We start from the raw sequence: 16227 nt of genomic DNA, 5'->3' as shown, positions 1-16227 counted from the left end.
TTTAAGCGACCAATGATAAATATGGGAAGACGCTTTTCCTGCTGCATTCTTACAGTCAACTGTTATACAAATGCAGTTAAACACTATTTAGTTATGATACCTATCCTACCCTTGAAATACCCACTGTTATTGCGGATTTTTATTTGTAATTTATAAGAAACCAAAATTTATAAACTATGCCAACCCCGTTACTTCGGCCCATTTTCCTTTGGGCATGCCTGCTATCTTTTGCATGGCAGGCACACTCCCAGACAGCTACTGTCTTTGGTAAGATTACTGATAGCAAAGGCCCGCTGCCGGGCGTCACTGTGCACCTCGAAAAAACCAATAAAGGCGCCTATGCCAACAGTACTGGCAACTATACCCTTACGGTAGCTCCTGGAAGTTATACCATCAGCGTGAGCCATATTGGCTATGCAGCACAACACAAAAACATTACGCTGGTCGCCGGCCAGCAACTGGAATTGAACTTTGCGCTTAGTGAAAGCGGTACTATGAATGAATTGGTAGTACTGGGTTCCCGTAACCTTCCCCGTACACAAACAGAAACCCCTGTACCTGTTGACGTCATTGATGTAAAACGCATCGTATCAGATGCCCCTCAGGTCACCATTAACCAGATTCTGAACTATGTGGCGCCTTCTTTCAGCTCCGGTACACAAACAGTGGCAGATGGTACTGATCACATCGATCCGGCTTCCCTTCGGGGCCTTGGCCCTGATCAGGTGCTGGTGCTCGTCAATGGTAAACGACGTCATAATACAGCGCTGGTGAATGTAAACGGTACCTTTGGCCGCGGCGCCGTAGGCACAGACATGAATGCCATTCCCACTGCGGCCATCGACCGTATTGAAATTCTCCGAGATGGAGCTGCCGCTCAATATGGCTCCGACGCCATTGCCGGCGTGATCAACATCATCCTGAAAAGCACTGTTAATCGTTTATCCGTTAACGTTACTACCGGCGCAAACGTTACGCCGAAAGCGGGCAACAACATAGACGGGCAAACAGTGCAAACCGCGGTCAATTACGGTCTGCCACTGGGAGATAAAGGAGGATACATCAACGTAGGCGGTTCCTTCGATTACCGCAATTATACCAATCGCTCCGGCCCCTGGGTAGGCCCCATCTACCGTACTTATCCTGGCGGCATTGATAAAACGGATTCTTTCCTGGTAGCCAATCGTATAACACGTAATGATATACGCATGCGGGCAGGCCAGTCCAAACTCCGCAGCAGCCAGGTTTTCATGAATGCCAGTATGCCACTGCAAAATGGCGCGGAGATCTATGCATTCGGCGGACTCGGATACCGCAACGGCGAAGCTGCCGGCGTATACCGACTTCCCAACGACAGTCGCAATATCATCGATATATACCCACTGGGATTCCTCCCGGAAATTCACTCCGATATCTATGATCGCTCGCTGGCAATGGGTATTCGCGGCCACCTCGGCGCATGGAAAGTGGACCTCAGCAATGCATGGGGACAAAATGAATTCAAATTCACCGTTGCCAATTCCCTGAATGCCTCTATGGGAAAAAGCTCTCCTACTACCTTTACCGCAGGCGGTCCGGTCTTTACGCAGAATACGACGAACCTGGACTTCTCCCGCCGGCTGGAAACCTTGAGTGGACTGGATATCAGCTTTGGTGCAGAACATCGGTTTGAACGTTATAAACTGATTCCTGGTAGCGAAAATTCCTATACAGATTATGGTCGCGCTTCACAGATAGGAGTAGATGGACAAGGCAATCCTATCCTGGTACCAGATCCGCAGGGCCCTATTAATACTAAATTTGGGCCCGATGGTACGCCTCGCGCCGGCGGCGCACAGGTATTCCCCGGATTCCGCCCGGAAAATGCCGTAGATGCCACCAGGAGCGCCATTGCCACCTATGTGGACGCCGAGCTGAATTTCAACAGCCGTTTCCTCATTGGAGCCGCCGCCCGCTTTGAGAACTATAACGACTTCGGCTCTACGCTGACAGGGAAACTGACCACCCGCTATAAACTGAGTGAACAGTTTGCCCTACGAGGCTCCGCCAGTACCGGTTTCAGAGCTCCTTCCCTGCATCAGCGCTTTTTCTCCAATACAGCTACCCTTTTCGTAGACGGACAACCATATGAAGTAGGCACCTTCACGAATGATAGTCGCCCTGCCCAACTACTCGGTATTCCCAAACTCAAACCGGAAAAATCCAAAAGTATGAGTGCCGGCCTAACCGGTCAGTTCGGAAAGTTCAGTCTCACTGTAGACGGATACTTCACCCGCATCGACGACCGTGTTGTATATACCGATCAGTTCTCCGGTAGTAATGCGCCGAATGCATCTCCGACCGACAAAGAGATCTATCAGTTATTACAACAGGCCAATGCCAACAGAGCTGCCTTCTTCGCTAATGCCATCAACTCCGAAACCAAAGGGATAGACCTCGTACTCTCCTATGCTACCAGAGCCGGCGCCGGTAACTTCCGTGCCGACCTTGCCGCCACCGTATCGAATACCCAACAGGTTGGTCCCGTAAAGGCTTCGCCCAAACTGGCAGGAAAAGAGAATATTTATTTTAGCCGTGCCAGCCGCATTTATTTAGAACGCAGCGTGCCTAACGAAAAGGTGAACCTCACTTTATCGTATACTCTTGGTAAATTCAATGCCTTTGTGCGGAATGTGTACTTCGGCAGTGTAGAGGAAGCCACCGTAGATCCGAACTTCTACCAAACCTACGATCCGAAAGTGGTGACGGATGTGGCGATTGGATACAAGCTGATAAAGGCTTTGAAAATAAGTATAGGCTCCAACAACCTGTTTGATATCTATCCGGATAAAGTGAATAATCCGAACAACACTACTAATAATCAGTTCCTGTACAGTCGCCGTGCTACACAGTTCGGCTTCAATGGTCGCTTCCTATTTGCGCGACTGGAACTGAATTTATAACAAGTACATACATCTACAACCGAAGTGGAAAGGCTTTTTCACTTCGGTTGTAATTAAGATAGGAAGGCCCATCGCACCTTCAAACGGAAGACATCGCTACTGGTACACTCTTTTTGCCGCCTTGTTTGATTTTCTTAACTTCGCATCATGTGTATTATCTTAAAAAGTGCAGCGGAACTGGACGTTAATCTTAAACTAAAAGGCTTTAAGATTTATGAAGTGGCGGATACGGTGGTAGGCTTACCGGAATATTCCCGCAAAGACTTTTATAAGATATGTCTTCATTATGGCGACAGTACGGTACATTATGCAGATAAAACCATTGCCCTCCATGGTTACAGCCTTTTTTTCGGCACGCCGCATATTCCATATTCCTGGCATTTAGCCTCCTCTCAGCACAACAGTTTTACCTGCATTTTTACAGAAGGATTCCTCAATAATAACGAGCGTTTGAAGAGTTTACAGGAATCGGCCCTCTTTAAGATTGGCGGCACGCCGGTATTTTCACTGAATGAGACCTCCTATCTCTTTGTCCAGTCTATATTACGTAAAATGCAGGAGGAACAGGAATCGAACTACCAATTCAAGGATGAATTGATCCGGAATTATATTAACCTGATCATTCATGAAGCGCATAAATTACAACCCTCTGAGAGCTATACCAGCAGCCCAAATGCGTCCTCCAGGATTGCAGGACTATTCCTGGAATTACTGGAGCGGCAGTTTCCTATAGATAACCCGCGTCAATCATTAGAAGTCCGTAATCCGCAAGACTTTGCTACCCGCTTGAATATTCACGTGAACCATCTCAATCGCGCCGTTCGGCAAACTACCGGCAAAACCACAAAGGACCATATTACAGACAGAATCGCCGCTGAAGCGAAAGCGCTCCTTCAGCATACCGACTGGAATGTAGCGGATATAGCCTATGCCCTGGGCTTCGAATATCCTACCTATTTCAACAACTTCTTTAAAAGAGTAACCGGCGCCACTCCCAATTCATTGAGAAAGTAAGAATTGTTTGAAAATCTTACTTTTCTGTTTGAAAAGCATTACAAGTCCCCCTGTATGCCGCAGTAATTTTGTGTCATCATCAATAGAATTAAAACTAACTATATGACACAAGCAGTAAAGTTTAAGAACAGAACATGGGATATAGCCGGAAACCTTCATTTCCCTGCTGATTTTGACGCATCTAAAAAATATGCAGCCATTGTATGCGTGCATCCTGGCAGCAGCGTAAAAGAGCAGACAGCTGGTATTTACGCCGGTAAACTGGCAGCGGAAGGATTCATTACGCTTGCCTTTGACGCTTCTTTCCAGGGCGAAAGTGGCGGTGAACCACGTTTTGTGGAAGATCCAGCCATTCGTATGGAAGATATTCGTGCAGCAGTAGATTTTTTAACCACTTTAGATTATGTAGACGACAGTCGCATAGGCGCACTGGGCATATGCGCAGGCGGCGGGTATGCCGTTAATGCCGCTATGACGGAACACCGCATCAAAGCTGTAGGAACAGTGGCAGGCGCTAATATTGGCAGATTATACCGTGAAGCCAACCATAAGCAAACGCTGGCAGCCGTTGGGCAGCAGCGTACAGCCGAAGCCCGTGGTGTAGCGCCAATGATCACCAATTGGATTCCCAACTCCCCAGAAGAAGCCAAACAGGCAGGTATTACCGAAATAGATGTAATAGAGGCAGTAGATTATTACAGAACGCCAAGAGGACAACAACCTACCTCCTGCAATATGCTGCGATTTACAAGTCTGGGTAACGTATTAGCTTTCGACGCTTTCCACCTGGTAGAGCAACTACTCACCCAACCTATTCAAATTATTGCTGGTGGCGTTCCCGGGGCTTTCGGTTCCTTGCATGATGCAAAAGATTTATTTGCAAGAGTACAAGGTAAAAAAGACTTGCACATTGTTGAAGGCGCTACACACTATGACATGTACGATAAGCCGGAATGTGTGAAAGAAGCGGTAGGCAAATTAGTGCCGTTTTATAAAGAGAATTTATAACGATTTAAAAACAAAAACAGGAAGTGACACTGCAAATGTCATTTCCTGTTTTTGTTTTTTTTCGCCTCCTTGTTTGCCACGCAGAGCGGACAAGCAAGGGTGTATTTAATCTTCCTTCAAGTACAACAATGGGTTTACCCTGGAAGCTTTAATCGTTTGTAATCCGATGGTGAACCAGGCTACCAGCAAGGATATCACTGCCGCTGCGACGAAATAGACAGCGGATAAGTGGATGCGGTATGCAAAGGAATCCAGCCAATGTCTGGTAAGGACATAACTGAGTGGCAAAGCGATCACAATCGCCACCAGCACTATTTTTGTAAAGTCGATAGAAAGGAGATATACGATATTGGCAGCAGTAGCGCCCATCACTTTGCGCACGCCTATTTCCTTCGCTCTTCGTTCTGCAGTGAATGCAGCCAGACCAAATAATCCAAGGCAGGAAATGATGATAGCCAATCCTGTAAAGTATTTGGAAAGAGAGGCTACCAATTGCTCAGACGCATATTGCTCCTGGTAAGCGATATCTAAAAATTGGTAGTCGAAGGTATAACCTGGGTTGAAGTCTTTGTAATACTGCTGGACGCGTTGCAAGGTAGCAGCGGTTTTCCCGGCCTGGATACGGGCCATGACTAACATGGTTTCATCAGGAGAAAGCCGGAAAATAAAAGGTTTTATTTCATCATGGAGGGAATTGAAGTGGAAATTTTTACTCACCCCGATAATTCGTGTATCCTTTCCGTTTAGACTCACCACTTTACCAATTGGATTTTCGGTAAGATTCATGGCAGCAATAGCCGCTTCGTTGAGGACTATCCCACCCGCATCTGTGCTGAATTGTCGAGAGAAAGGGCGTCCTTGGGCCATCTGGATACCGAGGGTTTCAATGAGGCCATAATTGACTGGCATCTCACAAAAACGAATTTCGCCATCCGAATTCTTACCATCCCACTGGATAACGCTGTTGGGAACTCCACTTGGAAGAATAACTTTCTGTTGAATGGTGGAAGCGCTGATGATGCCAGGCATATTGTCCAGCTCCGCCAGGAAAGCATCGCGCTTCTCTGCGGCACTGCCTTCCAGTTCAAAATAGATGACATTCTCCTTATTAAATCCCAGATCTTTTGTTTGTACATATTGAATCTGTTGATACACCACCATCATCGCACTTACAAACAATACGCAGATCACAAACTGAAAGATAACGGAACCGCGTCTCACCCATAACTCTCCTGCGGAACTAATTAATTTACCTTTTAACGTTAGCACAGGTTTGAAACGCGACAGATAAAATGCCGGATAGCTGCCTGCCAGCAAGCCTGTCAGCAAGGTAATGCCTAGTATGGTTCCCATCAGTGCAGGATTCCAACCGAAAGACAAATGCTTTCCCGTGATCTGGTTAAACTGCGGCAGCAATAACCAGATGAATACAACTGCCAGTATCAATGATATAAAGCTCATGAGAACGGATTCTCCAAGGAATTGCATAATTAGCAGATGAGGTTTGATACCTAATGCTTTCTTTACTCCTACTTCCTTCATTCTGCCGGAAGCCCTTGCTGTAGAGAGATTCATAAAATTGACACAGGCTATCAGCAGAATAGCAATAGCGATGATAATAAACAGACGTATGTATTCTATCCTGCCTCCTGCCAGTTTACCATTCTCGTATTTCCCATGGAGATAAGCATCCGCATAGTTGCGCAGGAACAATGTAGCGTTACTACCTTTTACTTTATCATGTAGAAAAGAACCAAATTTCTGATTGAATTGATCTGTATTTGTGCCGTCTTTCAGCACTACATAAGTACGAAAAGGGCCGCCAGCAATGTCGTTGGTGGCAGGAACGATCTCTTTCCAGGCTTCCAGCGGCAATACAAAATCATATTGCTGCGTGGAATTATTGGGCATATCCTTGTATACGCCGGTCACAATACATTGCTTTACAATGGAAGTCCATTTCCATTCTATAACTTTTCCTATAATATTATCAGTGGTGTGAAATAGCTTTCTGGCAAGCGTTTCAGACAGTACAATGCCCGTCTTATTGGATAATACCTGGTTCTTGTCCCCTTGCAACAGATCAAAAGAGAATACATGGAAGTAACTACTTCCTACAAAGTTACCTTTCGCACTGACTGTATTATCTTTGAAAGACATGTTGAATTTCTGAAACCAGGCGGCGGGAGCGGTAGTAACAGCTGAGGAGACTTCCGGTACGCTGCGTTCCAGGGTTTCGCCCAGTATCCCGCCTGTACCTTCGTCGGTAGTAATACGGCCATCCTGCGTGGTGTTCACCATTACCTGGAATAAATGACTGCTGTTATGATGAAATCTATCTGTACTTCGTTCATCATTCACCCAGAGAAAAATCAATATAGCCGCTGCCAGACCTGTAGATAAACCCACCAGGTTAATGACAAAAACAGATTTAAAACGTTTGAAATTTCTGAATATAAGTCGCAGGTTATGCTTAAACATAAAGAGGGTTTTAAGGCTTACAACATTTGCCGCCAGCCTTAATTTACAAAACTTTTATTCAGATAAAACAGCCACCAGGCAAACGCCCCGCTACACCTGGTTATTAGTAATTACAACAGGGGCTCCAAATTATCTACTTACCCTTTCCATCCAGGCAGGCCCGCATCTCCCTATATCCTCTCTTTCCCTTGCTGGCAGTCCTTATAGCCCAAAATCTTAATCTAGATTAAGACCATTTCTTAACCCAGTTCATTTTTCAGCAGCAAGAACTGTTGCAATTTTACACCATCAAACAAACAGTACAACGATGGCAAAATACATATATCATAAAGAAGACAGTCGCCACCACGAATACAACGAGTGGCTGGACAGCAAGAAGACCTTCAGTTTCTCCGATTACTATAATCCTAAACGGATGAACTTTGGCGCATTGCGCGTTTTCAATGACGATATTCTTCATGCTGGCAAAGGATTTGGCAGACATCCCCACGATAACATGGAAATTATTTCCATACCGTTAGATGGTAGTCTCATCCATAAAGACAACCTTGGCAACGAACAAGTTGTTACAGCTGGAGAGATCCAGGTGATGAGTACAGGCAGTGGCGTATTTCATAGCGAGTACAACCATGAACAAGCCACAACAACAAGGTTCTTACAGATCTGGATCTATCCATCAGCACTGAATGTTACACCTAAATACACCCGCCTGGCACTGAATAAGGAAGCATTTGACAATCAGCTCTCCGCTTTCATTGCACCGGAAGCAGATACGCAAACTGCCGCGGTACAACAGCAGGCATGGATGAGCCTGGGTACATTCAACCATACCCGAACCTTTGAATACCAAGTGAAACAATCCGGCAACGGCGCTTATGTATACGTCATCAGTGGCCAGATTGAAATCGACGGTCAGCAATTATCGGCAGGCGATGCATTAGGGATTAGTGAGACCAACGCTTTCAGCGGAAAAATCATTAGCCCGGAAGCGGAAATCCTTGTAACAGATGTTCCAATGACCTTTTAATTGTAAGACCATGACAGACAATTTATCCATACAGTTACTCGCTATAGGCTATCATCCTGAAATCATGCAGGTATTACATCGACTGATGAATAGTCATTCAGGATGGCAGGGCGACATCGCTTTATCTCTCGAAGAAGGACTGCAACAGTTATCAGATAAAACTTATGATGGCGTGTTGCTGGGAGTAGGCGTAACGCCGGAAGATGAAGCTACTATCAGCGCGGCCATAGAGAAACAACAGCTTCCTACCCGCATAATCCGCCACTATGGCGGTGGTAGCGGACTACTGGAAAATGAAGTTCGCACCGTTTTTGAAAATTTACAACATAAATAATTTAAAAATACTACCATGAACAACAATATTTTAGGACTGCACCACATCACTGCTATTGCAGGCAATGCACAACGTAATCTGGATTTTTATACCAACGTACTGGGTGTGCGACTGGTGAAGAAAACGGTAAATTTCGATGATCCTGGCACCTATCACTTCTATTTCGGAAATGAACAGGGCGCTCCTGGCACCATCCTGACCTTCTTCCCCTGGGAAGGCATTGATCAGGGAAAGAATGGTACCGGCATGGCCACTGAAATAGGCTATAGCGTTCCTACAGGGAGCCTGGACTTTTGGAAAGACCGCTTTACCCGCTTCAATGTACCTTTTGAAGAAGTGAAGGAAAGATTTGGCGAGAAATACCTCGTGTTATCAGATCCTGACGGACTTAAACTGAGTTTAATAGAACCTGCAGCCAACGATGCACGCATGGCATGGGAAACTGCAGAAGTGAAGAAAGATGTTGCTACCAAAGGATTTCACAGCACTACCCTCACTTTGAAAACGATTGACCCTACCGCGAAAATCCTCACAGATATTTTCGGATATAGTTTACAAGGACAAGAAGGCAATCGTTATCGCTTTGTCACCAATACCGTGGAAAATGCGAATATCATTGACTTAATCGCAGATCCGGAAGGACAGCGGGGTTACAATGCCGCAGGAACCAATCACCACGTGGCATTCCGTGTAGCCGATGATAAAATTCAGATGGAATTCAGAGATAAAATTCTCACCAAAGGATTGAATATTACGCCTAAGATCGACCGCGATTACTTCTATTCTCTGTACTTCAGGGAGCCAGGAGGCGTACTGTTTGAAATCGCCACCGATAACCCGGGATTCACAGTAGATGAGCCGCTGGATAAATTGGGTACTTCCTTGAGATTGCCTAAACAGTATGAACCAGCAAGAGAAGAAATCGAAAAAGTATTACCAGTCTTAAAGTAAGGAGCACTTAATAATGGAAAAGCAAATATACACAGCGGGTAAGCCGCTGCCAGGAGCAGAAAAGGCATTGATCATGATACATGGGCGCGGCGCATCCGCCAGGGATATACTCTCCCTGGCTGCGCACCTGCAAGTACAGGATTACGCGTTGCTGGCGCCACAGGCCAATGGGAACACCTGGTATCCGCAGTCTTTCATCGCCCCGGTAGCACAGAATGAACCATGGCTGACAGAAAGCCTTCAGTTAGTGCAGGAAACAGTGAAGAAAGCCATAGATGCAGGTATTAAAAAAGAAAATATCTATTTTCTTGGATTCTCACAAGGCGCTTGTCTGACATTGGAATACATTACCCGAAATGCAGATAAATACGGCGGCGCAGTAGCCTTTACCGGCGGTTTGATCGGAGATAAAATTTATAGCGAAGATTATAAAGGTAATTTCCAGGGTACGCCCATCTATATCGGTAGTAGTGATCCTGACTTTCACGTACCGGTATCCAGGGTGCAGGAATCTGCCACCATCCTGAAAAGCATGGGAGCGGAGATAACCGCCACCATCTACCCGGGAATGGGACATACCATTACCCAGGAAGAAATTAATCAGGCCAATCAGTTAGTTTTTAAGTAAGCCTCCGGGCTTACTTTTTCTTTTGCATCCCACTGCGCACTTTGCTGAGGAATTCCGGGGAAACGCCCAGGTAGCGGGCAATCTGGTTCTGAGGAACCCTTTGTACAATAGCCGGATATTTTTCTAAAAAGGCTAGGTAACGTTGTTCGGCGGTTTGTGAAACCAGACTATGAAACCGGCGCTGGAGCGCAAACAACGAACGTTGTACCAGCAGTCGGAATAAGGTTTCAAACTTAGGTATCCGCTCATACAGTAAGGCTTTACTTTTATGATCAATGATCAGCAGCTCACTGTCTTCCAATGTTTCGATAAACATATTGGAAGGCTTTTGTTCTGTAAAGCTGTAGAGATCAGATACCCACCAGTTTTCTATGGCAAATGACAAGATGGTTTCTGTCCCATCTTCACTGAGAAAATAAGTACGGATACATCCCTTCACGATATACGCTTCAAAATCACATATCTCCCCTTCCTGCAACAGATAGGTACGCTTGCGTACTTTTTTGAACTTCAGCAGGGAATGAAAGTACGCCCGCTCTTCCGGGGTGAGGGCAATACACTGGTCAGTAAACTGGTCTATTTGTTCGTACATGAGGCTATAAAGATACTGCAATAAAAAATTTATCATGACACGTAGGGGTAAATCCTCCGTTGCGTGTCGTTCATATGGTAGGGAGTACTTCCTACCCGTAAAGCCGCATGGGAGCTGTACCTGCGAGGGGGTGTTGTCATGAAATATAGTACCGTATTATCTAAAACCGATATTAAATGGATGAAAATAGTAGTATTTTGTATTATTCGCTAGGTAATATTCACCTGAAGTTATATATTTATCATTTCAATAATGCTTCGAGGAGCATCAAAAAACCTGAGCCACATTGCCTACAATTGTCTATTATTTGTTGCTGCCGCTGATTTATGCGCTGTCGTTGTTGCCTTTTCCGGTACTTTACCTGCTGTCTGACGGGGTGTATGCCTTGTTGTATTACGGCATCGGTTACCGTAGGAAAGTAGTGATGCAAAATCTCCGCAACTCATTCCCGGATAAAAGCGAGGCAGAATTAAAACGAATTTGCAAGGATTTCTATCATTACCTCTGCGATCTTTTCCTCGAAACGTTCAAAACGTTGACCATCAGCAAAGCGGCTATGTTAAAGCATTGCAGCTTTACGCCGGAAACCGTGGCGCTGTTTGATCAGCTGGCTGCCGAGAAAAAGAGCGTAATCCTGGTAATGGGTCATAAAGGCAATTGGGAATGGGCAGGAAATACTTTCAGTATTCTCTGCAAGCAGCAGTTGTATGTCATCTACCACCCACTGGCCAATAAACATTTCAACGGATTAATGTACAAAATGCGCACCCGCTTTGGCACTAAACTGATTGCCATGCAGGATACTTTCCGCGCTATTGTACAGAACCGGGCCGAAATAAATGCCACCGCTTTCATTGCCGACCAGGCTCCTCAGCCCGATACCGCCCACTGGCTGCGCTTCATGCACCAGGATACCCCGGTATTCAAAGGGACAGAGAAAATTGCTCAAAAGATGAACTACCCGGTGGTATATGTTACTGTACAACGAACTAAAAGAGGCTATTATACCGTATCTGCTGAAATACTTACTACTACTCCTTCCGATGAAAAAGATGGTAATATAACAGTAGCGCATACACGCAAACTGGAAGAAGATATCGTATCGCAACCAGCCACCTGGCTGTGGTCGCACAAGCGTTGGAAGCATAAACGCCCTGCGAATGTTTAACTGTACCCGTTTCTATTTTATTAATATGACTATTTCAACTGACCTATTATGCTGGAGGGAAAAGATCTAATTTTGGCTACCAAGCCATTTGCAAGCGAAGACAGAGCTAAAAGCTGGTTACATACCTGCTCTACACTCCTGTTACTGGTTCTGGCATTAACCTGCACGCTGACACTGCCATACCTGGCATTGAGAATATTGGCCAGCGTGGTATCCGGATTACTGATTGTCCGGATGTTTGTAATTTATCACGACCACCAGCATCATACAATCCTGAATAAATCCCTGCTGGCAGAGGGTATCATGACGATCTTCGGTATGTATATCCTGGCGCCTACCAGCATCTGGAAACGCTCCCACGATTACCACCACAAGCATAATTCGAAGTTGTTTAGTGCCAGTATTGGCTCCTACCCGATTTTCACCCGTAAAAAATTTGAAGCCGCTACACCAGCGGAAAAGCGCGCTTACCTTTTCAGCAGACATCCGCTGACCATCGCGGCCGGCTACTTGTCTATGTTCATGCTGGGAATGTGCGTACAATCGTTCTTAAGCAGTCCGCGTAAACATATAGATTCTTTAATAGCGCTGATTATACACCTGGCAGGAAGTGTGGCCGTATGGTATTTCTTCGGATGGGAAAGCTGGTTGTTATTTATCCTGGTGCCATTTACTATTGCTTGCGCTATTGGGGCTTACCTGTTTTATGCACAGCATAACTTTCCTGGGGTATCCTTCAGCGTTAACCACGAATGGTGCTACGATAAAGCCGCCCTGCTCTCTTCCAGCTATATGAAAATGAGTCCGGTGATGGCCTGGTTCACAGCTAATATCGGCTATCATCATATTCACCACCTGAATGCGCGTATTCCGTTTTACCGACTACCGGAAGCGATGGCCAAAATGCCGGAGCTGCAAAATGCCAAAACGACTTCCCTGCGTATCCGTGATATCCGCGCCTGTTTCCGGTTGAAAGTCTGGGACCCAGAACAACAAAAGATGATCGGCCTGAAAGAAATGCGTGCTTGTCGCCCGGTACTATCCACAGTCATAGAGCCAGAAGAAGTGATTGTTCCAGGTTGAGAAAATATTTAAATTTCGTGTACGCTTCAGGGTGAGAATCCTGAAGCGTATTTTATTTTAGGGAGACACGATCTTCACCAGCCACTCCATTCCCTTCAATTAACCATTCACTCCCAGTTCTCTTAAGCCACTGCCTCCAGCTGCTTGTCCGTGATCAGTTTCTGAAACCTTTCCAGGTGATTATTTCCCCACTCATTCATTTCGAAAATCACCGGCAACAGCGAATCTCCAAACTCTGTCAGAAAGTATTCCACTCTTGGCGGCAGTTCCGGATAAATTACCCTTTTCACCATACCATGAAATTCCAGTTCACGTAATTGCATATTTAACACCCTGCGGGTTGCAGAAGGCATTTGCTTGTGTAATTCATTGGGTCTGTGTACGCCATTATGGATGAGGTACAGCAGATAAGACTTCCATTTCCCTCCAATAATCTCCATCAGTACACTGAAACCACAGGAAAAATCTTTCGGTATTTTCTTTTCGTACATCTTACCAGGTTTTACTGGAACGAATGTACCATATGTTCCGAATATGGAGGGTATGGAAAAAATTATCCATACCCGTAAGTTTTCTCCCTTATTGTCAGGCTTTCCGGAAAATGCTCCCTTTGTGAAAAATTATTCGGCATGACAGATTATAAGGATAAGAAAATTGTTATCACTGGAGGTACGCATGGAATGGGATTCGCTACAGCAAAGCTGTTCACCGACCTCGGCGCATCCGTGATCATTACCGGCCATAACGAACAACGTATCAAAACGGCACAGGAGCAACTGGGGGCCAGAGCTTTGGCTATTCGCTCGGATGCTTCCAGTCTGGCAGATATTGAGCAACTCGCCACTGCGGTTGCCACTCATTTCGGAAAGATTGACTTACTGCATATCAATGCCGGCTACTCTATACTGGAATTATTTTCACAGGTGACAGCAGCCAGTTATGATAAAACCTTCGATATTAACACCAAGGGCGCCTTCTTTACAGCCCGGCAGTTGTCTCCCCTTATCAACTCTCATGGCGCTATCGTATTCACTACTTCTATCGCCAACAACTCGGGCTATGCTGGCATGGGCGCCTATGCTGGCGCAAAGGCTGCAGTAACTGCGTTTATGCGTGTACTGGCCGCAGAACTTGCCCCTGCTGGGATTCGGGTGAATGCCGTTAGTCCGGGTTTCATTAGTACCCCTACCATGGGCGTTTACGGCGCTACCCAGGCCGAGCTGGCCGCCTTTGAAGCATTAGGTAATACCATTACACCCTTAAAACGCCATGGTCATATGGAAGAAGTAGCTGCCGCTGTTAAATTCCTGGGATTTGAAGCCACTTTCACTACCGCAGCAGAACTCACTGTTGATGGCGGACTTTCTCACCGACTCACTTTACCACAATAAAAATAACATATGGAAAACAACATCACATTGATTGGACTGGGCGCTATGGGCTCAGTATTGGGAGAATTATTGGTAAAAAATCGTATAACCCTGACCGTTTGGAACAGAACCAGGGAAAAAGCCAATACGCTGATCTCCCTTGGTGCGAATTATGTGCCCGATATTCGTACAGCCATTGCCGATAGTCCGGTAATTTTACTTTGCGTAGTTAATTACGAGGCAAGTCGGGAAATCTTGTCTGGCCTGGATCTCACCGGAAAAACCATCATTCAGTTGAGCAGCGGTACGCCTGCAGACGCCCGGGAAATGCAAAATGATATACTGGCCAGAGGAGCTGCTTATTTGGATGGCGTTATTCTCGCCACCCCGCCGCAGATGGGACAACCTTCCACGCCCATTTTCTTTTCCGGTGATGAACAGGTATTCCGGGAACAGGAATCCACTTTAAAAATATTGGCAGGTCACCTCGCCTATATGGGCCCCGCTGTAGGTGCAGCCGCAGCCTGGGACCTGGCGATATTATCTACCATGTTTGGTATGCAGTTCGGATTCCTGCATGGCGCACGCATCATGGAAGCAGAAGGTATTTCTGTTGGAGCGCTGGGAAATGTGACAAGCACGCTCTCCCCGGTACTTGCTGAAATGGTACAGGAGGTAGGACAGGATATTGAGAACAGCCGATTCGATCAACCGCTTAGTTCCCTCGAAATCTGTGCCTATTGCTTTGAACTATTGGAACGTCACGCTACTGAAGGCGGCATCACTGCACCGTTTCCGGCTTTCGGACTGGAACAGTTAAACCTTGGCAGAGCTGCCGGTTTCGGCAAGGAAAGACTGTCGGCTATGATTAAAATAATGCGATAAAAAAAAGTACTGCGAAACTACGCAGTACTTTTTTCATTTTTTACGTTGCATGGAAATATTCAATTGCACGAAATAATTATGTTCCTGCATAATGGGATCATATGTCGGTAATTGGCGGTAAATATGCATATATCCCACTTCCACAGTTACTCCCCGAGATAGTGGCACTATACCGGATATCGACTGCCGGTTCTGGTCAAAGAAGTGCCCAGGGGCTGCCCCGGCAGGATTCAACATTAATTCATTGTAGGCATTCAAGGATACATCCCCAGGCAAAAGATACTGAAAACCCGTCCTGATACGGGTACGCAACAATCGTTGACCAGTTGAAAAATTCCTGTACTCAACGCCTGCACGCGATTGGAAATAGAGGTGCTGTTGTAACTGTGTTTGATAACTGATAGCGACCGTACTTCTCCACTCCTGCATGGGCGCTTTCGATAAATCTTTCTCTGTAAGCAATACAGGATACTGCCGAAACCAGGCCAGCGGCGATACGGAAAGGCTGAAATGCGTATTCATCCTGTAATAGATCCAGGGCCTGACAGAGTACATCAATGGCATGGAAAACATATTAGCATTATCAGGATGTTGCCTGCGAAGCTGTAATTCCAGCGCTGCATCCCATTTATCAGCTAGCCTGGTCTGCAAGGTCGTTCTCATCCAGAGATTACTTTTCGTTTGTGCATGGACGGTATACCCCCAACAAATTCCCGCTACCAGCAACCACCACTTCCTCCGCAT

Annotated in this window: 15 protein-coding genes; 11 read left to right on the top strand and 4 right to left on the bottom strand. The window is 45.9% G+C overall.

Going from position 1 to position 16227, the window contains the following annotated elements:
• Positions 1–176 precede the first annotated feature (176 nt).
• From CLV59_RS14655 to CLV59_RS14645, 3 genes are all read left to right on the top strand, one after another.
• Entirely contained in the window at positions 177–2942 is a 2766-nt protein-coding gene (locus CLV59_RS14655; protein WP_111592786.1) for a TonB-dependent receptor, read from the top strand.
• Positions 2943–3089: 147 nt separating this feature from the next.
• A complete protein-coding gene (locus tag CLV59_RS14650; RefSeq protein WP_111592785.1) occupies positions 3090–3956 on the top strand; it encodes a helix-turn-helix domain-containing protein in 867 nt (288 codons plus the stop codon).
• Positions 3957–4058: 102 nt separating this feature from the next.
• Positions 4059–4964, top strand: coding sequence for an alpha/beta hydrolase (locus CLV59_RS14645; RefSeq protein ID WP_111592784.1), 906 nt, complete (start codon positions 4059–4061; stop codon positions 4962–4964).
• 105 nt (positions 4965–5069) lie between these two features.
• Here CLV59_RS14645 and CLV59_RS14640 read toward each other — a convergent pair whose 3' ends face one another.
• A complete protein-coding gene (locus CLV59_RS14640) occupies positions 5070–7445 on the bottom strand; it encodes an ABC transporter permease (protein ID WP_111592783.1) in 2376 nt (791 codons plus the stop codon).
• A gap of 307 nt (positions 7446–7752) precedes the next feature.
• Here CLV59_RS14640 and CLV59_RS14635 point away from each other — a divergent pair, with 307 nt between their 5' ends.
• The 4 genes from CLV59_RS14635 to CLV59_RS14620 are packed head-to-tail and all read left to right on the top strand — an operon-like array spanning position 7753 to position 10385.
• Positions 7753–8472, top strand: coding sequence for a pirin family protein (locus tag CLV59_RS14635; protein WP_111592782.1), 720 nt, complete (start codon positions 7753–7755; stop codon positions 8470–8472).
• A gap of 10 nt (positions 8473–8482) precedes the next feature.
• Positions 8483–8806 carry a response regulator receiver protein gene (locus tag CLV59_RS14630; protein WP_111592781.1) on the top strand — a complete coding sequence of 108 codons (324 nt, stop codon included), beginning with the start codon at positions 8483–8485 and terminating at the stop codon, positions 8804–8806.
• Between the two features lie 15 nt (positions 8807–8821).
• Positions 8822–9757, top strand: coding sequence for a ring-cleaving dioxygenase (locus tag CLV59_RS14625; protein WP_111592780.1), 936 nt, complete (start codon positions 8822–8824; stop codon positions 9755–9757).
• 13 nt (positions 9758–9770) lie between these two features.
• The gene (locus tag CLV59_RS14620) at positions 9771–10385 is read left to right on the top strand and encodes an alpha/beta hydrolase (RefSeq protein ID WP_111592779.1); all 615 of its coding nucleotides are present in this window, start codon (positions 9771–9773) and stop codon (positions 10383–10385) included.
• Between the two features lie 10 nt (positions 10386–10395).
• On the opposite strand, the gene CLV59_RS14615 is transcribed toward CLV59_RS14620, so the two are convergent.
• Positions 10396–11013, bottom strand: a complete 618-nt coding sequence (locus tag CLV59_RS14615) for a Crp/Fnr family transcriptional regulator (RefSeq protein ID WP_245950872.1) — start codon at positions 11011–11013, stop codon at positions 10396–10398.
• A gap of 250 nt (positions 11014–11263) precedes the next feature.
• Between CLV59_RS14615 and CLV59_RS14610 the strand changes: the two genes are divergently transcribed.
• Both CLV59_RS14610 and CLV59_RS14605 read left to right on the top strand, forming a co-directional pair.
• Positions 11264–12145: a lysophospholipid acyltransferase family protein gene (locus CLV59_RS14610; protein ID WP_111592777.1), complete on the top strand. Its 882-nt coding sequence runs from the start codon at positions 11264–11266 to the stop codon at positions 12143–12145.
• A gap of 48 nt (positions 12146–12193) precedes the next feature.
• Positions 12194–13228 (top strand): fatty acid desaturase family protein, encoded by a 1035-nt coding sequence (locus CLV59_RS14605; protein WP_111592776.1) that lies wholly within the window; start codon positions 12194–12196, stop codon positions 13226–13228.
• A gap of 122 nt (positions 13229–13350) precedes the next feature.
• Here the strand turns inward: CLV59_RS14605 and CLV59_RS14600 are convergent, their stop codons facing one another.
• Positions 13351–13719 (bottom strand): winged helix-turn-helix transcriptional regulator, encoded by a 369-nt coding sequence (locus tag CLV59_RS14600; RefSeq protein WP_111592775.1) that lies wholly within the window; start codon positions 13717–13719, stop codon positions 13351–13353.
• A 138-nt stretch (positions 13720–13857) separates the two neighbouring features.
• On the opposite strand from CLV59_RS14600, the gene CLV59_RS14595 reads away from it, so the two are divergent.
• Together CLV59_RS14595 and CLV59_RS14590 are read left to right on the top strand one after the other, a co-directional pair.
• Positions 13858–14619: an SDR family oxidoreductase gene (locus tag CLV59_RS14595; protein WP_111592774.1), complete on the top strand. Its 762-nt coding sequence runs from the start codon at positions 13858–13860 to the stop codon at positions 14617–14619.
• Positions 14620–14628: 9 nt separating this feature from the next.
• Entirely contained in the window at positions 14629–15483 is an 855-nt protein-coding gene (locus tag CLV59_RS14590) for an NAD(P)-dependent oxidoreductase (RefSeq protein ID WP_111592773.1), read from the top strand.
• A 33-nt stretch (positions 15484–15516) separates the two neighbouring features.
• Here the strand turns inward: CLV59_RS14590 and CLV59_RS14585 are convergent, their stop codons facing one another.
• On the bottom strand, positions 15517–16227 hold the full coding sequence (locus CLV59_RS14585) for a DUF2490 domain-containing protein (protein WP_111592772.1): 711 nt from the start codon (positions 16225–16227) through the stop codon (positions 15517–15519).

Origin of the sequence: Chitinophaga dinghuensis (assembly GCF_003259435.1) — a bacterium.
GTDB lineage: Bacteria > Bacteroidota > Bacteroidia > Chitinophagales > Chitinophagaceae > Chitinophaga > Chitinophaga dinghuensis.
This window is presented reverse-complemented; position numbering and strand designations above follow the sequence as displayed.